The following is a 24,783-nucleotide window of genomic DNA, read 5'->3' as shown; positions in this document are numbered from 1 at the left end:
GCGCACACCGGCGCACGCCGCGGGCGTCATGCGGGTGTACGACGCGATGCGCCGTCGTCAATCGCCCAGGTTGATCCACGTCGCCTTCAGCTCGGTGTACTTGTCGAAGGCATGCAGCGATTTGTCGCGGCCGTTGCCGGACTGCTTGTAGCCGCCGAACGGCGCGGTCATGTCGCCGCCGTCCCAGTAGTTGACCCAGACGCTGCCGGCACGCAGGCCGCGGGCGACGCGATGCGCGCGCGACAGGTTGGCCGTCCACACGCCGGCGGCCAGACCGTACTCGGTGTCGTTGGCGATGCGCAGGGCCTGGGCCTCGTCGTCGAACGGGATCACCGCCAGCACCGGGCCGAAGATCTCCTCGCGGGCGATGGTGTGGTCGGGGCGTACGTCGTCGAACACGGTCGGTTCGATGTAGCAGCCGCCGGCCACCGGCTCGGCGCGGTTGCCGCCCAGCGCCAGCCGCGCGCCTTCGTCGCGGCCCTTGCCGATGTAGTCGAGCACGCGCTGCGCCTGGCCTTCGTCGACCAGCGCGCCCATCGCCGCGCCGGGTTCCAGCGGATGCCGCGGCTGCATCTTCCGTCCGGCCTCGACCACGCGCGCGACGAAGGCGTCCTTGATGCCGCGCTCGACCAGCAGCCGCGACGCGGCGGTGCAGACCTCGCCCTGGTTGTAGAAGATGCCGGACGCGGCGGCCTCGGCCGCCTTGTCCAGGTCGGGCGCGTCGGCGAACACCAGGTTCGGGCTCTTGCCGCCGCATTCCAGGTAGACCCGCTTCATGTTCGACTGCCCGGCGTACTGCAGCAGACGCTTGCCGACCGCGGTCGAGCCGGTGAACACCAGCCCGTCGACATCCATGTGCAGCGCCAGCGGCTCGCCGGCATCGCGGCCATGCCCGGGCACCACGTTGAACACACCGTCGGGAATGCCGGCCTCGGCGACCAGTTCGGCCAGGCGGAGCACGCTGAGCGGCGATTTCTCCGACGGCTTGAGCACCACCGAATTGCCGGCCGCCAGCGCCGGGGCCAGCTTCCACGCCGCCATCAGCAGCGGAAAGTTCCACGGCACGATCGCACCGACCACGCCCAGCGGCTCGCGGGTGATCAGGCCGAGTTCGTCGTTGCCGGTCGGCGCAACCTCGCCATAGACCTTGTCCAGCGCCTCGGCGGTCCACGCGAAGCAGCGGATCGTCGCGGCCAGGTCGACATTGACCGCATCGTCGATCGGCTTGCCCATGTCCAGCGTTTCCAGCAGCGCCAGTTCATCGGCGTGCCGCTCGATCAATGCGACCAACGTCTGCAGCGTCTTCTTGCGCTTGACCGGCTTGGCCCGCGACCAGCCGCCGGCCTCGAAGCTGCGCCGCGCCGCGGCGACCGCGCGGTCGATGTCGACGCTGCCACAGGCGGACACCTGGCCGAGCACGCGGCCGTCGATCGGGCTGATGCAGTCGAAGGTCGCGCCATCGGCGGCATCGACGTGACGACCGTCGATGAAGGCGCGGGTGCGGATGTCGAGGCCGTCGGCCATGGCCTGCCAGTCGGCGCGGGTGCGGGGTGTGGACATGCGGTGGTCTCCGGGATTCATCTTCGATGAGGACATCAGGATCGTGGTGCGGCGAACGGATCTGCAAACGCCGGGAGCGCCAACCTCCGTCCTTCGGTCCCGCTCTCCATGCAGGGAAGAAAGAGCTGCGTGCCCAGCCGCGTCGACCCCGGGTGCGGATGCCGCTCGGGGTCATGTGCGGTCGGCTGCTCTCGACTCACACAGACATCCGGCGCTGAGGGAAAACCGACGGTGCGCCCGGCGGCGTGGCGTGAATGAGCGCCATGACGCGTGCGGATGCCAGCGGCGGTGATGGGCATCAGAACGTCGCCGGTGTGTTCGCGCTGACGATCACCGCGTCATCCTCGCCGACGTTGCGGAAGCGGTGCGGCACGCTGCTGTCGAAATAGTAGGCCTCGCCCGGGCCGAGCACGCGCGCCTGCCCGCCGACGGTGACCTCGACCCGGCCGGCGACGATCACCCCGCCCTCCTCGCCTTCGTGCACCAGCATCGCCTCGCCGGTGTCGCTGCCGGGCGGCATCACCTCGCGCAGGATGCACATCTGCCGCTGCGGCCGGTGCTGGCCGACCAGGAAATAGTGGATGCCGTCGTTGCCGACGTCCGGCTGTTCGTCGGGCGCGTAGAACGGCGCCTCCGGCGGGCCGGGGTCCAGGTCCAGGGTGAAGAACTCGGCCAGCGAGATCGGGATGCCGTCCAGCACCTTCTTCAGCGAGCTGACCGACGGGCTGACCTTGTTCTGCTCGATCAGCGACACCGTGCTGTTGGTGACGCCCACGCGCCGGGCCAGTTCGCGCTGGCTCAGGCCATGCGCGGTGCGGACGCGCTGCAGGCGTGCGCCGATGTCCATGCCGGGTGCCGCTCCGGGGCCGGGGTGTTGCGGATACTTTACACAGGGGCATGGAACGGTCAATTTTTTCGCCGTAGACTCGGGCAGCTGTCCATTTTTTCGAACAGTCCGCGGAGGATCACGATGCACGAGGACACGTCCCTGGGCAGCGCCCTGGCCCGTTACGACGCCGCCCGCAACCTGGAGGCGCCGGCCTCGCTGGATGCGTTCTGGATGCCGTTCACCGCCAACCGGCAGTTCAAGGCGGCGCCGCGCCTGCTGGCCAGCGCCGAAGGCATGCATTACCGCGACGTGGATGGGCGGCAGATCCTCGACGCCACCGCCGGCCTGTGGTGCTGCAACGCCGGCCATGCGCGGCCGCGCATCGTCGAGGCCATCGCCAAGCAGGTCGCCACGCTCGATTTCGCGCCGAACTTCCAGATGGGCTCGCCCCTGCCCTTCATCCTGGCCGAGCGGCTGAAGGCGATCGCGCCGCGGCCGCTGGACCACGTGTGCTTCACCAACTCCGGATCGGAATCGGTCGACACCGCGCTGAAGATCGCGCTGGCCTACCACCGTGCCCGCGGCGAGGGCCAGCGCGTGCGCCTGATCGGCCGCGAGAAGGGCTATCACGGCGTCGGCTTCGGCGGCATCTCGGTCGGTGGCCTGCCCAACAACCGCAAGTGGTTCGGCCCCGGCCTGCCGGCGGTGGACCACCTGCGCCACACGCTGGATCTGCAGCGCAACGCCTTCAGCACCGGGTTGCCGGAGCACGGCATCGAACTGGCCGAGGATCTGGAACGGCTGGTGCAGCTGCACGATGCCTCCACCATCGCCGCGGTGATCATCGAGCCGATCTCCGGTTCGGCCGGCGTGATCCTGCCGCCGCCGGGCTACCTGCAGCGGATCCGCGAGATCTGCGACCGGCACGGCATCCTGCTGATCTTCGACGAGGTGATCACCGGCTTCGGCCGCGTCGGCAACGCCTTCGCCGCGCAGCGCTTCGGGGTGACACCGGACATGATGACCACGGCCAAGGGCCTGACCAACGGCTGCGTACCGATGGGCGCGGTGTTCGTGTCCGACACGATCCACGACGCCTTCACGACCGGCCCCGCCGGCGCAATCGACCTGTTCCATGGCTACACCTACACCGGCCACCCGCTGGCCTGCGCCGCCGCGCTGGCGACGCTGGACACCTATGAGGAAGAAGGCCTGTTCGACAAGGCGCTGGAACTGGAGACGTACTGGCAGGACGGCATCCACGCGCTGCGCGGCCTGCCGCATGTGGTCGACATCCGCAACTACGGCCTGATCGGCGCGGTCGAGCTGGCGCCGCAGGACGGCGCACCCGGCGCGCGCGGCTACCAGGTGCTGGAACGCGCGTTCCAGCGCGGCCTGCTGGTGCGGGTGACCGGCGACACGGTGGCGCTGTCGCCGCCGCTGATCGTGGAACGACAGCACATCGACAGCATCTTCGCCATGCTGCGCGAGGTGCTGGAGCGTCTGTAGGAGCGGCCCCAGCCGCGACCACCATGCCCGATGACGCATCGATGGCGGCCGCGGTCGCGCCTGCTGCATGCGCCCCCCAGCCACATCCAGACAGCGACATCGCATCGAACGGGAGAACCCCATGCTGATCGGCGTTCCGAAAGAGATCAAGAACCACGAGTACCGCGTCGGCCTGACGCCCGCGGGCGTGCGTGAACTGTCCGCGCGCGGCCACCAGGTGCTGTTGCAGCGCGGTGCCGCCGCCGGCATCGGCATCGGCGACGACATCTACGAATCGGCCGGCGCGCAGATCGTCGACGACGCGGCCGAGGTCTACGCGCGGGCCGAGCTGATCATCAAGGTCAAGGAGCCGCAGCCGGCCGAGTGCGCCATGCTGCGCCCGGGCCAGGTGCTGTACGCCTACCTGCATCTGGCGCCCGATCCGGACCAGGCCGCGGCGCTGGTGACGTCCGGCTGCACCGCGATCGCGTTCGAAACGGTGACCGACGACCACGGCACCCTGCCGCTGCTGGCGCCGATGAGCGAGGTCGCCGGGCGCATGGCGATCCAGGCCGGCGCGCATGCGCTGGAGAAGGCCCAGGGCGGTTCGGGCATCCTGCTCGGCGGCGTGCCCGGGGTGAAGCCGGCCGAGGTGATGGTGATCGGCGCCGGCAGCGTCGGCCTGAACGCGGCGCGGATGGCGATGGGCCTGGGCGCGCACGTGACCGTGCTGGACCGCTCGCTGGAGCGGCTGCGCCAGGTCGACGCGCTCTACGGCGACCGCCTGACCACGATCTATTCCACCCGCGACGCGATCGAGGAGCGCCTGCCCTATACCGATCTGGTGATCGGCGCGGTGCTGATCCCCGGCGCCGCCGCGCCCAAGCTGGTCACCCGCGCGCAGCTGGCGCTGCTGCGTCCCGGCTCGGTGCTGGTCGACGTGGCGATCGACCAGGGCGGCTGCTTCGAGACCAGCCGCCCGACCACGCACCAGGAGCCGACCTACGAGGTCGACGGCATCATCCATTACTGCGTGGCCAACATGCCCGGCGGTGTCGCCCGCACCTCCACCTTCGCCCTGGCCAACGCCACCCTGCCTCACGCGCTGGCGCTGGCAGACAAGGGCGCGGTGCAGGCGCTGCTGGACGACGTGCACCTGCGCAACGGGCTCAACGTCCATGCCGGCAAGGTCACCTACCGGGCGGTCGCCGATGCGCTGGGGCTGCCCTACACGCCGGCCAACGAGGCGCTGCAGCTGTCGCTGTAGGAGCGGCCGCAGCCGCGATCGCCATGCCCGGTGTCTCACTGCTGAAGACGGAGCGCCCGCAGTCGCCTGCAGACGAGGGTCTGCGACGGAAGCAGCGGCCGCCATCGGGCAGGACCAGCATCCACGGCTGGCACGGATCGCCCCGGTGGCGAGCTTTCCGAACCTGCTCCTGCACGGACTGCACCTTGAACAACGGAGCGCCGTGACCGCAACGTGCAGCCACATGCAGCATCGACAGAAGATGGTGCAGCCGACGCGCGGCGCCGGCATGCGTCGTGCCCACCTTCGCACGCGTGCGTCCGGTGATGCGTTCATCCCGCCTTTGAACGTGCAGCGCCTTCGCCCCCCCCACGGACGCACTCCCGCTGGATCCAACGCCAGGGACACACCATGACCACCCAGCTCCATCACCACATCGGCGGCCAGACCAGCGCCGGCAGCAGCGGCCGCCACGGCGAGGTCACCGACCCGGCCACCGGCGCCGTCAGTGCGCGGGTACCGCTCGCCGACGCCGGCGACGTGGATCTCGCGGTGGACGCGGCCGCGGCGGCCTTCCCGGCGTGGGCGGCGACACCGCCGCTGCAGCGCGCACGCGTGCTGTTCAGGCTGCGCGGGCTGATCGAACGCGACGCCGACGCACTGGCCGCAACGATCAGCGCCGAACACGGCAAGACCCTGTCCGACGCACGCGGCGAGGTCACCCGGGGGCTGGAGGTGGTCGAGTTCGCCTGCGGCATTCCGCACCTGCTCAAGGGCGAGCATTCGACCGAGGTCGGGCGTGGCGTCGACAGCTGGAGCCAGCACGCGCCACTGGGCGTGGTCGCCGGCATCACCCCGTTCAATTTCCCGGTGATGGTCCCGCTATGGATGGCGCCGGTGGCGCTGGCCTGCGGCAACAGCTTCGTGCTCAAGCCGTCCGAACGCGTACCGGGCGCCGCGCTGCAGCTGGCCTGCCTGCTGCAGGAGGCCGGCCTGCCCGACGGCGTGTTCAACGTGGTCCATGGCGACCGCGTCGCGGTCGAGGCGCTGGTCGACGATCCGCGCGTGCAGGCGGTCAGCTTCATCGGCTCTACCCCGATCGCCGAGGCGCTGCATGCGCGCGGCAGCGCCGCCGGCAAGCGTGTGCAGGCGCTGGGCGGGGCGAAGAACCACGCGGTGGTGATGCCCGACGCCGACATCGGCGCGGCCGCATCGGCCCTGCTCGGCGCCGGCTACGGCTCGGCCGGCGAGCGCTGCATGGCGATCTCGGTCGCGGTCTGCGTCGGCGATGCCACCGCCGATGCACTGGTCGCCGCACTTGCGGCGCAGGTCGAAGCCCTGCGGATCGGCCCCGGCAGCGACGACCTCGACATGGGCCCGCTGGTCAGCGCCGCGCACCGCGAGCGCGTGCGCGGCTACATCGACGCCGGCGTCGCCGAAGGTGCGCAGCTGGTGGTCGATGGCCGCGCGCATCCGGCCGCGGCCGGACCCGGCTTCTTCCTCGGCGGCAGCCTGTTCGACCGGGTCACGCCGGCGATGCGCATCTACCGCGAGGAGATCTTCGGCCCGGTGCTGTGCGTGGTGCGGGTGCCGGACTTCGACGCAGCGCTGTCCCTGGTCGACAGCCACGAGTACGGCAACGGCACCGCGATCTTCACCCGCAGCGGCGGCGCCGCGCGCGAGTTCGCGCACCGCGTGCAGGCCGGCATGGTCGGCATCAACGTGCCGATTCCGGTGCCGATGGCCTTCCACTGCTTCGGCGGCTGGAAGCGCTCGCTGTTCGGCCCGCTGCACATGCATGGCCCGGACGGCGTGCGCTTCTACACCCGCATGCGCACGGTCACCGCCCGCTGGCCGGAGGGCGCGCGCGGCGCCGAGTTCACGATGCCGACCATGCAGTGAGCCGGCACGGCACCACGCCGGCGTAAGCACCGCACCACTACACTCCCCGCCCGTCCTGTTCCGCCGGTGCCGCCCTCGATGTCCGTGAGCCCCGATCCGCGCGCCGCCCAGCTGCGCCGCATGAAAGCCATCGCGCTGGCGATGCTGCTGGCGATGCTGGCGGGCTTCCTGCTCAGCCACGCGATGGGCAACCAGGGTGTGTGGGCCTGGGTGTCGGCGTTCTGCGAGGCGGCCACCGTCGGCGCCTTGGCCGACTGGTTCGCGGTGGTCGCCCTGTTCCGGCATCCGCTGGGCCTGCCGTTCCCGCATACGGCGATCATCCCGCGCAGCAAGGACCGCATCGCCGACAGCCTGGCCGCCTTCGTGCGCGACCAGTTCCTGGAGCCCAAGGCGCTGCTGTCCAAGCTGGAGGTGTTCGATCCGGCCGCGCGCATGGGCCAGTGGCTGGCCGAGCCGGCGCAGTCGAAGCGGCTGGCGCAGATGGCGCGTGGCTGGGCGCTGCAGGCGCTGGATCTGCTGGACGAAGCCGCCGTGCGCAAGGCGATCCAGGGCTTCGTCGTCGCCCGCCTGCGCGGCTGGGACGCCGCCGGCACCGCCGGCGAGGTGCTGGGCCTGCTGACCAGGGACGGCCGCCACCAGCGCCTGCTGGACGAAGCCCTGCAGCGGCTGGCGCGCTACCTGGACAACGAGACCGTCAAGCGCCGCGCCTCGGTGATGCTGGTCAAGCATGCGCGGCGCGAATGGCCGCGCCTGGTCGGCACGCTGGGTCTGGTCAAACCGGTCGAAGGCATCGCCGACAGCCTGGCCGAGCGCATCGCCCGCGCCCTGCTGGACGAACTCGACGAGGTGCTGTCGCAGCCCGACCACGCCCTGCGCCGCGACTACGAACGCTGGCTGCGCGGCTACATCCGCCGCCTGCGCGAGGACCCGGCCCTGGCCGACCAGGTCGAGGCGCTCAAGCAGCGCCTGATCGACCATCCCAGCGTGCAGGACTACGTGCAGGGCGTGTGGGACCAGATCCACGCCGCGCTGCGTGCCGACCTGGAGCGCGAGGACGGCGCCCTGGCCGTGCATCTGGAACGTTCGCTGGGACGGCTGGGCCAGGCGCTGGGAGAGGATCCGGAGCTGCGCGAGGCGATCAACCAGCACGTGCTGGCCGGCGCGGAGAAGCTGTCCACGCGCCTGCGCGGTGGCGTCACCGAGCACATCGCCAACACGGTCAAGGGCTGGGACGAACGCCATCTGGTCGACCAGCTGGAACTGAGCGTCGGCCGCGACCTGCAGTACATCCGCTTCAACGGCACCCTGGTCGGCGGCCTGATCGGCCTGATCCTGCACGGCGTGATCGTGCTGCTGGGCGGCTGAGGCCGACCACGTCGCGACCGGCGCAGGCCGGCGCTGCTGCGACACGCCCGCACGGCGGACGCGGATGCAGGATGCGCCCCCGCGGCGCCGGACCGGCTGGCGTGGTGCCGCGCCGGGGCGGCGGCACCCGACGCGCCACAGGCGCCCAGGTGCTCCGCGGGTGAGCCTGCACGCGTGGCGCTGGTCACACCGTGCCGCTTCCCGTCGACCTGCCGACGCGACCAACCACGGGGACGGCTGCCGCCACCAGCAGGGCACGCACGCGGGCACTCGCGCGTGCCAGGCCCAGCACGCATGCAGCCGGCATCGCGTTTCCCGCGCAGGACGCCAGGGTCCACGGCCGCCGGCTGCAGCCGCTGCATCCACGGCGATGCCTGAACGGCGACGGCACCCGGACGCCGCTCAAGTCGCGTGCCACCCGGCCGCTACCGATCGAAGGGCCACTCCGTGCCCGATTGCCAGCGAGGAGCGTCGATGTCCGCACGTCCCACCGTTCTGCTCTGCGATGATTCGCGCGCCCTGCGCATGCTGACCACCCGTCAGCTCGAAGAAGCCGGCTTCTCCGTCGTCGGCGAGGCCGGCAACGGCCTGGAGGCCGTCGAGCGCTACCAGGCGCTGGAGCCTGATCTGGTGCTGCTGGACCTGGTGATGCCCGAGTGCGACGGCAAGCGCGCGCTTGCGCTGATCCTGGAGCAGGACCCGCAGGCGCGGATCGTGATCCTCAGCTCGCTCGGTGCGCAGAACGACATCGAGGAATGCCTGCGCGCCGGTGCGCGCTCCTATCTGCAGAAGCCGATCGATCCTGCCACCATGGACCGGGTCCTGCGCGCCGCGATCGCCTGATCGCGCCCACAGCAACAGCAAGAGGCAGCACATCGATGGCAGTCAAATTCCTCGGCCAGTTCCTGCTCGAACGTGACGTGATCACCCCGGCGCAGCTGCTGACCGCGATCGAAACCCAGCGTGCGTCCAATCCCCTGCTCGGCGAACTGGCGGTGCAGCAGGGCCTGCTCACCGAGACCCAGGCCCGGCACATCAACGAACGCCAGCGCATCGACGATCGCCGCTTCGGCGACATCGCGCTGGAACAGGGCCTGCTGGACGAGCAGCAGGTCGGCACCCTGCTGGCCCTGCAGAAAGCCGGCCGCAAGCTGTTCGGCGAAGTCCTGCTGGAGCTGGGCTATGTGGACGCGGCACGGCTGGAAGCCGAGCTGGCCGCGCACCGCGCGGACCAGGAGGCGGCGCAGCACGCACTCAGTGTCGGGGTCGGCGACCACGCGCTCGGCGAACTGGCCGAAGGCGCGATCGGGCTGTGCACGCGGTTGTTCCCGCGCATGCTCGGCAGCCATTGCCAGGCGGCCGGCCTGATCGACAGCGACGCCGGCTTCGCCGGACTCGATGCCACCGCGCACGTCCGCATCGAAGGCGACCAGCCGATGTTCATCGGCCTGGCCTGCGACGAGCCGACCATGCACCGGCTGACCTGCGCCTTCCTGAGCATTCCGCCGGAGCGTTGCGATCCCGCGCTGGCGCTGGACGGCCTGGGCGAGATCGTCAACGTGCTGATGGGATACGTGGTGCGCAACGTACTGCCCGACGACCTGCGCTACCAGGCCCAGCCGCCGGAGACCGCGGTGCCGGCCGCCACCCTGGTCGCCGATCGCGCGAACGCGCTGGCCATCGCGATGAACTCGCCGCTGGGCGCGTTCGCTCTGCTGGTCGGTCGCTGAGCCACGGCGGAAGGCCACCTGCATGGCGCCTGCCTCGGCATGCGCCTGCAGGACCCGCCGCCTGATCGGTGACGTGGCGCGCTGGTCGGGCGCCACCGCGAGGTCCCTCCGCGGGGGCGATGGCCGAACGGCTCGCGCGCAGATGTTCGTCTCTCGCCGCACCCTTGGCGTCGCATCCGCTCCCATGCCGGAAGGCCGGACCGTCGCTGCGACACCTGGTCGTCCTGCCGTCGCCGTGGTGCGGCGCCAGCCGTGCAATCGCGCTCCCGCTAACGTACGCCCCGACCGGGGCACCCACCGCAAGACGCGGCGTCGGCCATGCCCCGCCGGGTGGCCGCCACGATCAGGCGCCGATCGCGGCACCAGGGCGTGCCGTTACCTGCGCTGCAGCCGCCAGGCACGATGGATGCGTGCGTTGCGCTCGAAATCCGGGTCGATCGTCGCCGGGCTGATCTCCTCGCAGGTCGCGAACGCGGCGATCGCCTCCTCGTCCAGGCGGAAGCGGCGGAAGTTGTTCGAGAAATACAGCACGCCGTCGGGCGTGAGCCGGTTCACCGCGGCCTGCAGCAGGCGCACGTGTTCGCGCTGCACGTCGAAATCATCGGCACGGGCCGAGTTCGAGAACGTCGGCGGGTCGCAGAAGATCACCTCGAAGCGCGAGCGCTCGGCTTCCAGCCAGGCCAGCGCATCGGCCTGGACCAGACGATGCCGGTCGCCGCCCAGACCGTTCGCGGACAGGTTGTCGGCGCACCATTGCAGGTAGGTCGCAGACAGATCGACGCTGGTGGTCTGTGCGGCGCCGGCCACCGCGGCCTGCACGCTGGCCACGCCGGTGTAGCAGAACAGGTTGAGGAAGCGCTTGCCGGCGGCCTCGCGCGCCATCCGGCCACGCAGCGGGCGGTGGTCGAGGAACAGGCCGGTGTCGAGATAGTCGAACAGGTTCACGCCGAGCAGCGCGCCGTGCTCGCGCACGTGGAAGACCTCGCCGTGGCGGTCGAAGCGGCCGTACTTGCTGCCGCCCTTGCCGCGCTCGCGGGTCTTCAGTGCGATCTGTGCGGTCGGCACCGCGAACACCTCGCGCGCCGCGGCCAGCAGTTCGTTGCGGCGGCGGCGCACGTCGGCCTCGGGGATCGCGGCAGGCGCGGCGTACTCCTGCACGTGCAGGAACACGCGACGCGCGCCTTCGGCTTCCTGGTAGACGTCGATCGCCGCGGCGTATTCGGGCAGGTCGGCGTCGTAGGCGCGGAAGCACTCGATCTGCTCGCGGGCGCGCCACTTCTTCAGCTTCTGCAGGTTCTTGCGCAGGCGGTTGGCGACCATCTGTGCGCCTTCGGTCAGCACCGGTGCGGTGCTGTCCTGCGCCCGCTGCGGCGGCGCGACCGGATCGCAGACGATCAACGCGCACTCCAGCGCACCGTTGAACAGCTGGTACTTCTTCGCCGCACGCAGGCCGGTGGCATAGGCCAGTTCGGCATCGCCGCACAGCAGGCTGGCGCGCCATTCCGGCACCGCCTTCCGCAGTGCATCGCCCATGCGCCGGTACAGCGCCGGGTCGGCAGCCAGGCGCTGGTCGTACGGCGGGTTGCAGACCGCCAGGCCACGCGCCGGGCCGGGTGCGGACAGCGTGGCGATATCGGCGGCCTCGAAGCGGATCGCGGTGACCACGCCGGCGGCCGCCGCGTTGGCCTGGGCCGCGCGGACCGCCTGCGGGTCCAGGTCGCTGCCGAAGAACACCGGCCTGAGCGCGTTCAGGCCGCTGCGGCCGCGCCGCTGCGCGTCGGTGACCATGTCCTGCCAGGCGGCGACATCGAAACCGCGCCAGCGCGACGGGGTCGCCACGACCGGGCGTCCCCACGGATTGGCGGCGGTGGAGGCCGTCGCCGCACCGCCTTCGTCGTCGATCGCGATGTCGAGCCGGCCGAGGCCGGGCGCGACGTCGGCCGCCATCAGCGCGCCTTCGATCAGCAGCGTGCCGCTGCCGCACATCGGGTCGAGCAGGCCACCGCCCTCGGCGTACAGCGTCGGCCACTGGCCGCGCAGCAGCACCGCCGCGGCCAGCGGTTCCTTCAGCGGCGCATCGTGCTGCGCACCGCGCCAGCCGCGCCGGTGCAGCGAGCCGCCGCCCAGATCGACCGAGATCGTCGCCCTGCCCTTGCGCAGCGACAGGTTCAGGCGCAGGTCCGGCGCCTCGACATCAACCGACGGCCGTTCCTGGCCCTGCGCGCGCACGTGGTCGACCACCGCGTCCTTGATCCGCTGCGCGGCATAACGCGCATGGGTGATGGTGTCGCCGGACACATGCGCGTCCACCGCGACGGTGTGGCCGGGCGCGAGGTGGTCGGTCCACGGCAGCGCCAGCACGCCTTCATACAGGGCGGTTTCGTCAGGACAGTCGAAGCTGCCCAGCGGCCACAGCACCCGGCTGGCCAGGCGCGACCACAGCACCGCCCGCTGCGCGTCGACCAGCTCGCCCTCGGCGTTGACGCCGGACACGGCGGCGGTGGCGCGGGCCACGCCCAGCGCCTGCAGCTCGTCGGCAAGCAGGTATTCCAGGCCCTTGGCGCAGGAGACGAAGAACTTCACGGCGGCGGCACTCGCAGATGGTGGCCCGGGGCGACCGGGACGGCACGGCGTGCGGCGGCGTGAAGGCCACCGGCACGGGCGCGGGAAAGGGCGGACATGGTCGGCCATCGCGGCGGGCATTGCCAGCCCGCGGACACGACGGCGATCCCACCGCCGGGCTGGCGCTCCCTACCAGGACGAGACCTGCCAGCCCTCCGGCGCGACGTCCAGGCGCGTGTCCAGCCGCAGGCGGTCGAGGAACTCCCGGTCATGCGACACCACGACCAGCGCCCCGGGATAGCCGGACAGCATCCGCTCCAGCGCCTCGCGCGATGCCAGGTCCAGATGATTGTCCGGCTCGTCCAGCAGCAGCAGCGACGGCGGCAGTGCCGCGTACAGCACGCAGGCCAGCGCGGCCTTGAGCCGTTCGCCGCCGCTGAGCGCCGCGACCGGCACCGCGACCCGCGCCGCATCCAGGCCGAGCAGCGCCAGCCGCGTGCGCAGCCCGGCCACATCGGCATCGGGCGCGGCCTCGATCAGCTGGTCCAGTACGGTCGCGTCAGGCCGCAGCAGCGACAGCGCCTGGTCGAGCAGGGCCACCGGCCCATGCCTGCGGCAACCGCCCCTTGCCGGCGGCCATTGCCCGGCCAGCACCCGCAGCAGGGTCGACTTGCCGAGCCCGTTGCCGCCGGTCACACCGATCCGGCGGGTGCCGCCGATCCGCAGCGACAGCGGCGCCTGCGCGGGCGGCGCATGCGGCAGGCGCACCTGGTCGAGTTCGGCCACGCAGCGCTGTGCCGCCGCGGGCGGCAGCGGCGCGAACATCGCGATCGCCGTGTCGTCGTCGACCCGCGCCGCCGCCTCGCGCACGCGCTGCTCGGCCGACGCACCGACACGCTCGCGCAGCAGGCTGCGGCGTCCGGCGGAACGCTCGCTGCGCTGCTGCTGACGGTCGAGCAGGATCGGGGCCTGGTTGGCATCGCCGCGTTCGCGCCGGCCGCGGGCCTGGCGCCGCTGCTCGCGCTCGTGCTGCTCCACCAGCGCGCGGCGCTCGCGGTCGCGGGCCGCACGCGCCTGCTCCAGCGCGCGTCCGGCCGCGGCCGCGTCCTGTTCGCGGCTGGCCAGCCACGCATCGTAGCCATCACCATGGCTGCGCAGCCCCTCGGGCGTGAGTTCGACGATGCGCTGCATCGCACGCAGCAGCGCGCGGTCGTGGCTGACCAGCAGCAGGCCGCGCGGCCAGTCGCGCAGGCGTGCGAGCAGCCGCTGCCGCGCCGGCAGATCGAGATGGTTGCCCGGTTCGTCCAGGATCAGCAGGTCCGCATCGGACAACCAGGCGCCGGCCAGCGCCACCCGCATCGCCTGCCCGCCACTGAGGCGGTCGGCCGGCGTCGCCGGATCGAATGCCGGCAGCCCCTGCGCTTGCAGCGCGGCGTCGAGTTCGGCACGAAGCGTCCAGCGCTCGCCGACCCGTTCGAAATCGGACGGATCGCTGCTGCCGGCCTCGATCCGCGCCAGCGCCTCAAGCGCCGGTGCGATGCCGGCCAGGTCGGCCACGGTGTCGCCCGGCGCCGGCGCGACCTGCTGCGGCAGATAGTGGATCGTGCCTGCGCGCCGGCAGCGTCCGGACGTGGGCGCCTCGTGCCCCGCCAGGATCCGCGCGAGCACGCTCTTGCCCACGCCGTTGCGCCCGACCAGCCCGGTAGCGCGCCGGTCGAAGCGTTCATCGAGATCGGAAAACAGGATCCGGCCATCCGGCAGGATCCGGGTGACGCCTTCCAGCGTCAGCAGCGGCTGCGTCATCTGCGCTCCAGTGCAATGCCATGGGCTCCGGCCTGCCATCGCGGCGGCGGAGATCAAGAGCCGTCGGTGACGGCGGCATTACTGGCGCATCGGACGCATGCTCCCGGAAGGTCAGGCGCGCATGCTACGCCAGCGCGCGCGGCGGTGACTGAACGCGGGCAGTCACCTGTGGACAGCACGCGCGCAGCGCCACTGCCGCGGCTGCGGCGCGGGTGATGGCGCTACAGCGCTTCCAGCAGCTGCGCGAAGGCCTGTGCGCTGGCGGCGACGTGGCGGTTCAGCCGATGCGTGTCGTCCACCATCAGCAGCCGGGCCGAACGCGCCTGCGCCCAGGCGACGACCTGGGCGGCCGGGATGATCTCGTCGTGCCAGGCGTGCATGACCGTGGTCGGCACGGCGGCGGCATCCAGTGCCGGCATCGGCCCCATCGTGATCGGCGGCACCATCAGGAACAGGCCACGGACCGGCACCTGCAGCGAGGCGATGGCCGAGATGTACGAGCCCAGGCTGGAGCCGGCCAGCACCACCGGCCCGCGTGCGGCCGCGGCGGTGGCAATGTCGACCAGGCGCTGCAGCCGCGCCGGCACGTCGCCGACCCGGCTGACCGTGTGGCGCGCATCGAGGTCGGTGTAATCCGGGCGCTCGTGGGTCCAGCCCAGGCGCTGCGCCACCTCGGCCAGCGCGGTGACCTTGGTCGCGTCGGGGCCGCTTTCGAATCCGTGCGACAGGATGCAGTGTCCGCGCGCGGTCATGCCCGTTCCGCCTCCACCCCGTCGCCCACGCGCAGCATGCCGCCGGCGACGATGCGGGCGCACAGGCCGCCGTGGCCGCGCATCGCGTTGTAGCCGCCCTCGCCCAGCACCTCCTCCATGCGCGAGCACGGATCGCAGGGCGCGATGCCTTCCAGCACCACCCCGCCGATCCGGAAACGGCGCCCTTTCAGCGCGACCAGCGGAATTCCCGACACCACCAGGTTGCGCCGCAGCGCCGCCGGCGCGACCTGCGCATGGCCGGCGAGCGCGGCGATCACCGGCAGGTGCTCGGCCTGGATCAGGGTCACGCCGCGCTTGCCGTTGCTGCCGCGGTAGCGGTCGCCGACCAGGCCCGCGCCGGTGACGGCCTCGACCGCATCGACCTCGACCATCGGCGTGTCGCGGGCCGGACGCAGGCCGATCCATTCGACCTTGCCGGAACGGGGAAGCGCGGCCATCAGCTGGCCAAGCGGGCTGTCGGGGCGTGGGTGCATGGGCACGGATGCTAGCATCCGCGGATGTCCGTCCTGCCTGCCTTTCCCCCCGTCATCGACGCACCGTTGCCGTATGCGTCGCTGCTCGACGCACGGGCGACGGCACAGATCGATCTGGTCGTGATCCACTGCACCGAGCTGCCCGACCTGGCCACCGCGCGCGCGTACGGCGAGCGTGTGCTGTATCCAGGCGGCACCGGCAATAGCGGCCACTACTACGTCGACCGCGACGGCCGGATCGAAGCCTATGCGCCACTGGAGCGGGTCGCCCACCACGTGCGCGGCTGGAACCCCCGTTCGCTGGGGATCGAACTGGTCAACACCGGACGCTGGCCGGACTGGCTGGATTCGCGCTGCCAGGCGATGGACGAGGCCTATCCGGATGCGCAGATCGACGCACTGGTCGGGCTGCTGCAGGCGCTGTGCGCACGCCTGCCCGCGCTGCGCTGGATCGCCGGGCACGAGGACCTGGACCGCGAGCAGGTGCCGGCCAGCGACGACCCCGGCATGCAGGTGCCGCGCAAGCGCGATCCCGGTCCGCGCTTTCCCTGGCCCGCGGTGCTGGAGCGTGTGCCGCTGCAGCGGCTGATCCCGGACTGAAGGCCGTCACCATGCCGCGGGGAGCACCGGGCCAGGCCGCTATAATCGCGCCCTTCCCCAGCCTTCCGGTCCGCCCGTGTCCCCCGCCCTCGGCCCCGTTGTTTCTGAGTTGATCGACCTGCTGGCGCTGGAGCGGCTGGAGGACAACCTGTTCCGCGGCGAAAGCCGCGACATCGGCACCCGCTACGTGTTCGGCGGACAGGTGCTGGGCCAGGCCCTGGCGGCGGCGCAGGCGACGATCGAGAACGGCCGCCATGCGCATTCGCTGCACGCCTACTTCCTGCGCGCCGGCGACATCGAGCATCCGATCGTCTACGACGTGGACCGCACCCGCGACGGCGGCAGCTTTTCCGTGCGCCGGGTCACCGCGATCCAGCATGGCAAGGTGATCTTCTTCTGCGCCGCCTCGTTCCAGCAGGACGAGACCGCCGCCGAGCACCAGTTGACGATGCCCGAGGTGCCGCGACCCGAGGACATCGCGCCGGCGCCGCCGGTACCGGCCGACGTGATGGCCACGCTGCCGACCAAGGTGCAGCGCTGGCTGGCCCGCGGCGGCCCGTTCGAGTTCCGCCACGTGTATCCGCGCGACGAGCTCAACCCGCCCAAGCGCCCGCCCTACCAGCAGGTCTGGTTCCGGCTGCGCGAGCCGGTCGGCGAGATCCCGCAGGCGCAGCACCAGGCCCTGCTGGCCTATGCCTCGGATTTCCACCTGCTGGGCACCGCCACCTTCCCGCACGGGGTGAGCTACTACACGCCGAACGTGCAGATGGCCTCGCTCGACCATGCGCTGTGGTTCCACCGCCCGTTCCGTGCCGACGACTGGCTGCTGTACTCGCTCGACAGCCCCAGCAGCCAGGGCGCACGCGGCCTGGCCCGCGGCCAGATCTTCGACCGCCAGGGCCGGCTGGTGGCCAGCACCGCGCAGGAAGGCCTGATCCGTGTGGTGCCCGACGCCGACAGCGCACGCGCGGTGCCGGCGAAGGAATGAGCACCCTGTTCCCGATCACCGGCCCGCATCTGCCGATGCGCGCGCCGGCCCGTGTCCCCCGGAGCTGACCGATGCGCCAGATCTTCTCCAGCCAGCGCCTGGAAACCGTCGAGGGCGTGGCCCGCCTGCTCGAGGAGGCCGGCATCGGCGTCCACATCAGCCAGCCGCGCTCGTACCACAGCCGCCGCCGCGGCCAGTTCAGCTATGCCGAGCCGGTCTCGACCAAGCAGCAGCCGGCGGTGTGGATCCGCGATCCCGAAGACCAGATGCGCGCGCGCGAACTGCTGCGCGAGGCCGGGCTGCTGGCGACCACGCGCAGCTATTCCGGGCAGCGCCCGGCCGCGACCGAGACGCTGGTCTCGCCGTACGAATCCAGCGGCAACCGCTGGGCCTGGCGGCTGCGGATCGGCCTGCTGGTGGTGATCGCCGGTGTGGCCGTCTACATCTGGCTGGGCCGTCATCCGCAGCCTGCGCCACAGGTGCCGCAGCAGGCCCAGCCTGCCACGCCCCCGGTGCAGGAACAGGACCAGGGCGAAGAGGAGATCCGCGTGCGGATCCCGACACCGCCGCCCGCACCGTCGCCCTGAACCGCGCGCCCGGCCGGCGCCGCAGGATCCGCGGCATACCGAGCTGGCGCCTGCGGCGATGCGCGTCATGCAGGCGACCCAGACAGGTTCTGGTTGAACGCAGGCGGCGACTGCACCGGAGCGGGTGCAGCCGCCACTCTCCAGTCCCGGCGTCGATCAGCGGCGCTGCGGGCGCGCGGCTTTCAGCTCGTCGCGGTCCAGGAAGCCGTCCTTGTTCGCATCCAGGCTGTCGAAGCGTGCGGCCAGCGGGCTGTCGGCCGCCTCGGCGCGGCTGATGCGGCCATCGCCATCCTTGTCCAGCGTGGCCATCCGGTCGCCGCGCGTCGCGTGCGGGCCATGCCGGTGTCCATGGCGTCCCGCGTGCATCCGGTCGGCGGCGTCGAACTCGGCCCGGCTCAGCATGCCATCGCCATTGGTATCGGCGGCCTTGAACCAGGCATCGCGACGCTGGGCCGCTGCCAGTTCGCGGTCGGCGCGGTCGATGAAGCCATCGCCGTTCAGGTCCATCCGCTCGAAACGCGCGGCGAATGCGGGATCGGCCGCGGCTTCGGCGCGGCTGATCCGGCCATCCTTGTCGGCATCCAGGGCCTGCAGGCGCGCGTGGCCCTCGCGGCCGCGGTGACCACGGTCGCGTCCCTGCCGCAGTTCATCCTTGTCCAGGCGGCCGTCGCCGTTGCGGTCGAGGCTGTCGAAGCGCGCGGCCAGGCGCGGCGATGCGGCGGCCTCGGCGCGGTCGACGACGCCATCGCCGTTGGCATCGAGGGTCCTGCGTTCCGGCGTGGCCCCGTCCTGCGGGGCGGCCAGCACGGTGCCGGCAGAGGCGATGGCCAGCACGGCCAGGACGATCAGGGTCGGTGACTTCATCGGTGCATCTCCATGGGCTGTGGCGCGGTGCGGCCACTTGCAGGAGACAAACGCCGGCCCGTCGACACCGTTGACGCCGCGCCGCGCCGGTTCAGCGGGCAGCCGGGCAACGCGGCAGCCGGTGCGCCGTCACCACCGCGCTCGTTCTATGCTGGCGCCTGCGGTCACGACACGACGATGGGCACCGACTCCTCCACCTCCGGCAACGACGAACTGCGCCTGTTCCAGACCGGCAGCCATCCGTGTGGCTACTGGCCCGAACGCGAGGCACGCGACCTGGTGCTCGATCCGCGCGATCCGCGCCTGGCCACCATGTACGCGCAGGCGCTGGACTGGGGCTTCCGCCGCTCCGGCGATCTGGTCTACCGGCCGCACTGCGCGCAGTGCCGCGCCTGCGTGGCGGTGCGCATCCCCGTGCAGGACTTCAGGCCCGACCGCAGCCAGCGGCGCTGCGCCGCACGCAACACCGACGTGCAGGTGCGGATCGTGAGGGCGCATCGCAGCGCCGAGCACTTCGCGCTGTATCGCCGCTACCTGCAGGCGCGCCACCGCGACGGCGGCATGGACGACCATGGCCCGGCCGAGTTCGACCAGTTCCTGGTCGGCAGCTGGTCGGACACGCGCTTCATGGAAATGCGCACCACCGCCGCCGATGGCGCGCCCGGCGCGCTGCTGGGCGTGGCCGTCACCGACCGTGTGCCGCATGGGTTGTCGGCGGTCTACACCTTCTTCGATCCGGACCAGGCCGCGCGCGGGCTGGGCACGCTGGGCATCCTGCAGCAGATCGAATGGGCCAGGCGCGAGGGCCTGCCGCACCTGTACCTGGGGTACTGGATCGATGGTCACGGCAAGATGGACTACAAGCGCCGCTTCCATCCGCTGGAGGCGTTCAACGGCCGCCACTGGCGCCGTTTCGACTGAGCGCGGCGCGTTGCAGCCGGCCGGTCATCGACGCCATGGCAGAATGATGCGATGCCTATCCGCCTGCTCGTTTCCCTGTTCGCCGCGGCCATCGCCGCCATGACCACCGCCTGCAGCACGCCCCCGACGGCGTCGGCCGCTGCTTCTGACCGGACCACGATCCGCGTCGCCACCTACAACACCTCGCTGTACGACGACGCTGCCGGCGGGTTGATCCAGCGTCTGCAGGCCGGCGACGCCGGCGCACGCAACATCGCCGCGGTGCTGCAGCAGGTGCGGCCGGACCTGGTCCTGCTCAACGAGTTCGATTACGACGCCGACGGACGTGCCGCCGACCTGTTCCAGCGCGACTACCTGGAACGCACGCAGGCCGGCGGCGCGCCTCTGCATTACCCGTACCGCTATCTCGCACCGGTCAACACCGGCGTGCCCAGCGGCCTGGACCTGGACCGCAACGGCACGGTCGGCGGCGAAGGTCGCGACCGCGGCAACGACGCCTGGGGCTACGGCCTGCACCCGGGCCAGTACGGCATGCTGGTGCTCTCGCGCTGGCCGATCGACACGGCCACGGTGCGCAGTTTCCAGCTGCTGCGCTGGTCGGCGATGCCCGACGCGCGGCGCCCGGTCGATCCGGCCACCGGCCGGTTCTGGCACGAGGACGCGATCTGGGCGCAGCTGCGGCTGTCCTCCAAATCGCACTGGGACGTGCCGGTGACCACGCCGCACGGCACCCTGCATTTCCTGGTCTCGCACCCGACCCCGCCGGTGTTCGACGGCCCGGAGGATCGCAACGGCGCACGCAACGCCGACGAGATCCGGCTGTGGAGCGAGTACCTCTCGCCGGGGGCCAGGCCGTGGCTGTGCGACGACGCCGGACGCTGCGGCGGCCTGGCGGCCGATGCGCGCTTCGTCATCGCCGGCGACCTCAACAACGACCCGGTCGACGGCGATGGACGGCACGAGGCCATCGTCGAGCTGCTCGAACACCCGCGGGTGATGCGGATGCCGACGCCGACCTCGGTGGGCGGCGAGCAGGTCGCGCGCGCCTATGCGGCCAAGGGAATGGAACGCCGCGGCGCGCCTGCGCACGTGACCGGCGACTTCGGACCGCGCACCGGCGCGATGCGCCTGGACTACGTGCTGCCGTCCACCGGCTTCGCCCTGGCCGGCAGCGGCGTGTTCTGGCCCGCCGCCGACACCGCGCACGCGGCGATCACCGAAGGCAGCGACCACCGCCTGGTCTGGGTCGACCTGCAGCCCTGATGCCTGGCCGCCCGGTGCCACCGCCGCTGCCCGGCGCGACGCCACGCTGGCGCTCCGCGCTGCTGTTCGGCGGCGCGTTCGCACTGGGCATGCCGCCTGTCGCCGGCCTGATCCTGTGGCTGCTGGAATCGGCCAGCCTGCTGCTGACCGGCGACGGCCCATGGTTCGTGACGCTCAGCGCGGCACTGGCCGCGATGCCCGGCGCGATCATCGGCCACGCCCTGCCCGCCACCGCGCCGGCAGCCTTTCTCGCCGGCGCCTGCGCGGGCTGGTGGCGTCCCGCGCTGTGGCGCTGGCAGAGCTGGCCGGCGATCGGCCTGCTGGCGATGTTCGCCAACGCCGCCCTGCTGCGGGCGCTCGGCACGCTGCCAGCGGATGCCAGCACCCTCGGCATCGCCGGTCAGAGCGCACCGGCGTTCGTCGCCGGCACGCTGCTGGCCTGGCTGTGCCAGCCCCGCGCTCCGGGGCGCCACGGCTGAGACCGACGCCGTCGCCGCGCCGCCGCGTGACGGCCGCGGCGCGCGTCGCTGGACAGGCACGGCGGGCGCCGGATGCGATTGATCCAGATCAAACAATGCGCGGATCGGGCGTGCTGCAATCGCGCCATGAACGCCATCCCGATCGCCATCTCACAACGCGCCCAGCAGATCCGCCAGGCACTCCAGGGACTCAACGCCTCGAGCGCGGACATCGAGGCTTCCGCACTGATCTCGATCGACGGCCTGTTGATCGACGCGGAGATGCCGTCCGGCATGGACGAGGACAGGATCGGCGCGATGTCCGCCGCCCTGCTCTCGCTGGGCGAGCGCACCGCGCGCGAACTCGGGCGCGGCCGGCTGGAGCGCGTGCTCATTCAAGGCGAACACGGTTACGTCATCATGACCGCCGCCGGCGACGAGGCGGTGCTGACCGTGCTGACCAAGGCCGAGGTGAAACTCGGCCTGGCCTTCCTGGACATCAAGCGCGCCTCCCAGGCGCTGAGCCGCATCGTCTGAACGCGCCGATGTCCGCACTCACCGACATGACGCCGCCAGCCGAGGCGCACCGCAGCGCCACGCTGGCCCTGCACGACGGCCGCCAGCGCACCGTGTACTGGTGCGACCGCGAGGTACCGTATCCGGACGGGCGCCTGATCGTGTCGCGCACCGACCTCGCCGGCGTGATCACCCATGCCAACGATGCCTTCGTCGAGCTCAGCGGCTACTCCCGCGAAGAGCTGATCGGCGCGCCGCACAGCATCCTCCGGCATCCGGACATGCCCAGGGCCGCGTTCAAGGACCTGTGGGAGACGCTGCAGGCCGGGCGCAAGTGGAACGGCTACGTCAAGAACCTGCGCAGGGACGGCGCCTGCTACTGGGTCTACGCGACCGCGCTGCCGAACGTGCGCGACGGCAAGGTCGTCGGCTACAGCTCGGTGCGGCGCAAGCCCTCGCGCCGGCGCATCGAGGCGCTGCTGCCGCTGTACCGGCAATGGCTGGACGCCGAAGCCGAGGCCGGCGCATGACCCTGAACATCCTGGTCGCCCCCGACTTCGCCCCCGAACACTTTCCCGGCTGGTACATGCTCAGCACCGCGCTGCAGCAGCGCTCGGGGCTGCGCCTGCACCTGCTGATGCCGGCAAGCGCCGACGAACAGGCCGCGATGCTCGAGGCCGGCAGCGTCGACCTGATCTACGCCAACCCGTTCGATGCCAGCGCGCTGATCCGCGACCGCGGCTATCTGCCGTTCGCCCGGCCACGCGGGCATTCCAACGAGATGGTCATCGCCACCGCCGCCGGCTCGTCGCTGGGCTGCGTCGAGGACCTCGCGCCGGGCTGCCGCATCGCGCTGACCGACAACCGCGACGTCAAGCTGATCGGCCTGCGCCTGCTGGAACCGGCCGACCTGGCCGAGGCCGACATCCGCTGGATGCCGACCACCAGCTACCAGAGCACGGCCAGGCTGACCCTCAATGGGCAGGTCGAGGCCGGGTTCTTCCTCGCCACCGCCTTCCATGCGCTGGCGCGGATCACCCGCGAGCGGATGAAGGTGCTGGTCGAAAGCCAGCTGCGCGACATCAGCCACGTGCTGCTCGCGCACCCGCGCGTGGCCGGCGACCTGCCCGCGCTCGAGGCCGCGCTGCTCGGCATCCGGCCGGGCAGCGGCAACGACCTTGACGTGCTGGAAGCGCTGGGCCTGCCGCAGGGCTTCGAGGCGATGTCGCAGGAGGATGCCGACTTCATGATCGACCTGATGGACACCCTGCTGGACTGACCATGCCGACCACACAGGACCCGTTGAACGCGCGCCGCGCGTTCCGCGCCCGCACCGGTGCGGTGCTGCGCGCACCACAGGATCCGGGCGCGCATCTGGCCAGGATCCATGCGGCGCTGCAGCTGGGCGACGTGGAGCCGGTCCAGGGAGCCCTGGCCGACCTGTTCGTCGCCCTGCCACGCGCGGAAACCGCGATGCGCCAGGCCGCGCTGCAGCTGGCCGGTGCGCGCCTGCATCCGTACATGGCCGATGCGTTCGCGCGCAACGCGCAGGGCCATGGCCTGCCGGCGATCACGCCGCTGGCCACCCGCTGGAGCGTGTTCGCGCACCCCTCCTCCGATGTCCCCGCCCGCATGCGCCGCGCAAGCCCCGACCATTCCCGGCGCATGGCGGCGACGGTGGTCGCCGCGCTGCTCGACGGCGATCCGATGCTGGCGCCGAAGATCGAGGGCGACTTCCTCGACCACTGCATTTCCTGCCAGGACAAGCTGGCCTTCATGCTGGCCACGCGCGACCTGCGCCGGCACGAGATCGCATTGGGCGACCGCTGGGCGCGCGTCGCGGCCTGGCTGGAGGGACACAGCATGCACGGCAGCCGCCAGAAGACCGATGCCGCCCCCGCTTCCGCGACCGCCGGATGGAATCCATGAGCGACACCCCGCACGACCAGACCTGGCTGCTGCCGACGCCGGAAGGCGCGCTGCACGCGTTCTCCTCCAGCGAGCCGACGCCGATGCAGCGGGCGATGCAGGCGCTGCTGTCCGGCCCGCACGCGCTGCCGGTCGCCGACTGGCGCCAGCGCCACGACCATTCCGGGCGGATGCTCGAACAGCTGCGCGAGCGGCAGTGGATCCAGACCCTGCGCCGCGAGGTGCCTGCACCGGATGTGCGGCTCGACGATTTCGCCCAGCACGTGATCGCACCGCTGTCCGGCGAACGCCGTGCGGTGCTCGCCTCCGACAGCGGGTTCTGCCTGGGCCAGTCGGGGCTGTCGCAGGAACTGGCCGAGACGCTCAGCGCGGCCGCGGCCGACTACGCCAGCTTCGCCGAGCGCCAGCGTGCGCGCGGCTGGGAGGGTGCACGCCATGTCTCGTTCTTCGGCGATTCCAACCTGCTGCTGCCGGACTGGTCGTTCGTGCCGTTCTGGGTGGACGGCAGCGGCTACTGGCTGATCCTGGCCGGCGAGCCGCTGCTCAACAACCTGGCGATGATCGAACTGCTGTGGAGCATTCGCCTGGCGGGCGCGCGCTTCGCCGCACCGATCTGAGTGGCGCCGATGGCGCCGCGTCCCGGACGGACAGGCGTCGCGACGGAATACTGCCCCACGGCTGACCTGCCTCGCGCGATGCGCCTGCCGCGTGGCAGCGTCCGGACTGCTGGCGCGACACCGCCGTGGCTGCTGCCTGCGCCAGCGCATGCGGCAACACGTGACGTTTTGCCCCGGAAACAGGCGCGCTACGCCCGGTCACGTTTCCAGGGGAATCGGTATCGTCACCAACGAAAAACGCCGGGCAAGCCCGGCGTTCGGTGTTTCAAAAGCGAGCGGGGGCGTCACGGAAATCCGCCCGATGTACCG

At 71.7% G+C, this 24,783-nt stretch carries 23 protein-coding genes and 2 pseudogenes; 17 read left to right on the top strand and 8 right to left on the bottom strand.

Going from position 1 to position 24,783, the window contains the following annotated elements; all coding sequences use genetic code 11:
- Positions 1-57 precede the first annotated feature (57 nt).
- Together IB242_RS03370 and IB242_RS03365 are read right to left on the bottom strand one after the other, a co-directional pair.
- Positions 58-1,560 carry an aldehyde dehydrogenase gene (locus IB242_RS03370; protein ID WP_192275871.1) on the bottom strand — a complete coding sequence of 501 codons (1,503 nt, stop codon included), beginning with the start codon at positions 1,558-1,560 and terminating at the stop codon, positions 58-60.
- Positions 1,561-1,858: 298 nt separating this feature from the next.
- Positions 1,859-2,407: a cupin domain-containing protein gene (locus IB242_RS03365; protein ID WP_192275869.1), complete on the bottom strand. Its 549-nt coding sequence runs from the start codon at positions 2,405-2,407 to the stop codon at positions 1,859-1,861.
- 123 nt (positions 2,408-2,530) lie between these two features.
- Between IB242_RS03365 and IB242_RS03360 the strand changes: the two genes are divergently transcribed.
- From IB242_RS03360 to IB242_RS03335, 6 genes are all read left to right on the top strand, one after another.
- Positions 2,531-3,898 (top strand): aspartate aminotransferase family protein, encoded by a 1,368-nt coding sequence (locus IB242_RS03360; protein ID WP_192275867.1) that lies wholly within the window; start codon positions 2,531-2,533, stop codon positions 3,896-3,898.
- 121 nt (positions 3,899-4,019) lie between these two features.
- Positions 4,020-5,144: an alanine dehydrogenase gene (ald, locus tag IB242_RS03355; protein WP_192275865.1), complete on the top strand. Its 1,125-nt coding sequence runs from the start codon at positions 4,020-4,022 to the stop codon at positions 5,142-5,144.
- 390 nt (positions 5,145-5,534) lie between these two features.
- The gene (locus IB242_RS03350; protein WP_192275863.1) at positions 5,535-7,025 is read left to right on the top strand and encodes a CoA-acylating methylmalonate-semialdehyde dehydrogenase; all 1,491 of its coding nucleotides are present in this window, start codon (positions 5,535-5,537) and stop codon (positions 7,023-7,025) included.
- 78 nt (positions 7,026-7,103) lie between these two features.
- The gene (locus IB242_RS03345; RefSeq protein ID WP_225539985.1) at positions 7,104-8,390 is read left to right on the top strand and encodes a DUF445 family protein; all 1,287 of its coding nucleotides are present in this window, start codon (positions 7,104-7,106) and stop codon (positions 8,388-8,390) included.
- Between the two features lie 474 nt (positions 8,391-8,864).
- Positions 8,865-9,233: a response regulator gene (locus IB242_RS03340; protein WP_192275861.1), complete on the top strand. Its 369-nt coding sequence runs from the start codon at positions 8,865-8,867 to the stop codon at positions 9,231-9,233.
- 35 nt (positions 9,234-9,268) lie between these two features.
- Positions 9,269-10,120, top strand: a complete 852-nt coding sequence (locus tag IB242_RS03335; RefSeq protein WP_192275859.1) for a chemotaxis protein CheX — start codon at positions 9,269-9,271, stop codon at positions 10,118-10,120.
- A gap of 375 nt (positions 10,121-10,495) precedes the next feature.
- Here the strand turns inward: IB242_RS03335 and rlmKL are convergent, their stop codons facing one another.
- The 4 genes from rlmKL to IB242_RS03315 form a co-directional block, all read right to left on the bottom strand.
- A complete protein-coding gene (rlmKL, locus tag IB242_RS03330) occupies positions 10,496-12,703 on the bottom strand; it encodes a bifunctional 23S rRNA (guanine(2069)-N(7))-methyltransferase RlmK/23S rRNA (guanine(2445)-N(2))-methyltransferase RlmL (protein WP_192275857.1) in 2,208 nt (735 codons plus the stop codon).
- 168 nt (positions 12,704-12,871) lie between these two features.
- Positions 12,872-14,485, bottom strand: coding sequence for an ATP-binding cassette domain-containing protein (locus IB242_RS03325; RefSeq protein ID WP_192275855.1), 1,614 nt, complete (start codon positions 14,483-14,485; stop codon positions 12,872-12,874).
- A gap of 221 nt (positions 14,486-14,706) precedes the next feature.
- Positions 14,707-15,237, bottom strand: coding sequence for a hypothetical protein (locus tag IB242_RS03320; RefSeq protein WP_192275853.1), 531 nt, complete (start codon positions 15,235-15,237; stop codon positions 14,707-14,709).
- Positions 15,234-15,731, bottom strand: a complete 498-nt coding sequence (locus tag IB242_RS03315; RefSeq protein ID WP_192275850.1) for an MOSC domain-containing protein — start codon at positions 15,729-15,731, stop codon at positions 15,234-15,236. Before IB242_RS03315 ends, IB242_RS03320 begins: the two co-directional genes overlap by 4 nt.
- Positions 15,732-15,755: 24 nt before the next feature.
- Between IB242_RS03315 and IB242_RS03310 the strand changes: the two genes are divergently transcribed.
- From IB242_RS03310 to IB242_RS03300, 3 genes are all read left to right on the top strand, one after another.
- Entirely contained in the window at positions 15,756-16,331 is a 576-nt protein-coding gene (locus IB242_RS03310; protein WP_192275848.1) for an N-acetylmuramoyl-L-alanine amidase, read from the top strand.
- Between the two features lie 76 nt (positions 16,332-16,407).
- Positions 16,408-17,319, top strand: a complete 912-nt coding sequence (tesB, locus tag IB242_RS03305; RefSeq protein WP_192275846.1) for an acyl-CoA thioesterase II — start codon at positions 16,408-16,410, stop codon at positions 17,317-17,319.
- Between the two features lie 71 nt (positions 17,320-17,390).
- Entirely contained in the window at positions 17,391-17,906 is a 516-nt protein-coding gene (locus IB242_RS03300) for a hypothetical protein (RefSeq protein ID WP_192275844.1), read from the top strand.
- Positions 17,907-18,062: 156 nt separating this feature from the next.
- Here IB242_RS03300 and IB242_RS20790 read toward each other — a convergent pair.
- Both IB242_RS20790 and IB242_RS03295 read right to left on the bottom strand, forming a co-directional pair.
- Positions 18,063-18,144 (bottom strand): annotated as a pseudogene (locus tag IB242_RS20790) (hypothetical protein); the annotation flags it as partial.
- 128 nt (positions 18,145-18,272) lie between these two features.
- Positions 18,273-18,770: pseudogene (locus IB242_RS03295) on the bottom strand (calcium-binding protein); the annotation flags it as partial.
- 177 nt (positions 18,771-18,947) lie between these two features.
- Here IB242_RS03295 and IB242_RS03290 point away from each other — a divergent pair.
- From IB242_RS03290 to IB242_RS03255, 8 genes are all read left to right on the top strand, one after another.
- The gene (locus IB242_RS03290; RefSeq protein WP_192275842.1) at positions 18,948-19,691 is read left to right on the top strand and encodes an arginyltransferase; all 744 of its coding nucleotides are present in this window, start codon (positions 18,948-18,950) and stop codon (positions 19,689-19,691) included.
- Between the two features lie 99 nt (positions 19,692-19,790).
- On the top strand, positions 19,791-20,954 hold the full coding sequence (locus IB242_RS03285) for an endonuclease/exonuclease/phosphatase family protein (protein WP_225540170.1): 1,164 nt from the start codon (positions 19,791-19,793) through the stop codon (positions 20,952-20,954).
- Positions 20,954-21,433, top strand: a complete 480-nt coding sequence (locus IB242_RS03280; protein ID WP_192275838.1) for a hypothetical protein — start codon at positions 20,954-20,956, stop codon at positions 21,431-21,433. The genes IB242_RS03285 and IB242_RS03280 overlap by 1 nt, the downstream gene beginning before the upstream one ends.
- A 72-nt stretch (positions 21,434-21,505) precedes the next feature.
- Positions 21,506-21,949: a roadblock/LC7 domain-containing protein gene (locus IB242_RS03275; protein WP_225539980.1), complete on the top strand. Its 444-nt coding sequence runs from the start codon at positions 21,506-21,508 to the stop codon at positions 21,947-21,949.
- An 8-nt stretch (positions 21,950-21,957) separates the two neighbouring features.
- A complete protein-coding gene (locus IB242_RS03270) occupies positions 21,958-22,458 on the top strand; it encodes a PAS domain-containing protein (protein WP_192275836.1) in 501 nt (166 codons plus the stop codon).
- Positions 22,455-23,207, top strand: a complete 753-nt coding sequence (locus IB242_RS03265) for a PhnD/SsuA/transferrin family substrate-binding protein (protein WP_192275834.1) — start codon at positions 22,455-22,457, stop codon at positions 23,205-23,207. Before IB242_RS03270 ends, IB242_RS03265 begins: the two co-directional genes overlap by 4 nt.
- Positions 23,208-23,209: 2 nt before the next feature.
- Entirely contained in the window at positions 23,210-23,857 is a 648-nt protein-coding gene (locus tag IB242_RS03260) for a hypothetical protein (protein WP_225539978.1), read from the top strand.
- Entirely contained in the window at positions 23,854-24,474 is a 621-nt protein-coding gene (locus IB242_RS03255; RefSeq protein ID WP_192275832.1) for a hypothetical protein, read from the top strand. The genes IB242_RS03260 and IB242_RS03255 overlap by 4 nt, the downstream gene beginning before the upstream one ends.
- Positions 24,475-24,783: the final 309 nt, after the last annotated feature.

Source organism: Xanthomonas sp. XNM01, from assembly GCF_014851915.1.
Taxonomy (GTDB): Bacteria; Pseudomonadota; Gammaproteobacteria; order Xanthomonadales; family Xanthomonadaceae; genus Pseudoxanthomonas.
Note: the sequence above shows the minus strand (reverse complement) of the source record. Positions and strands in the feature narration are given on the sequence as shown.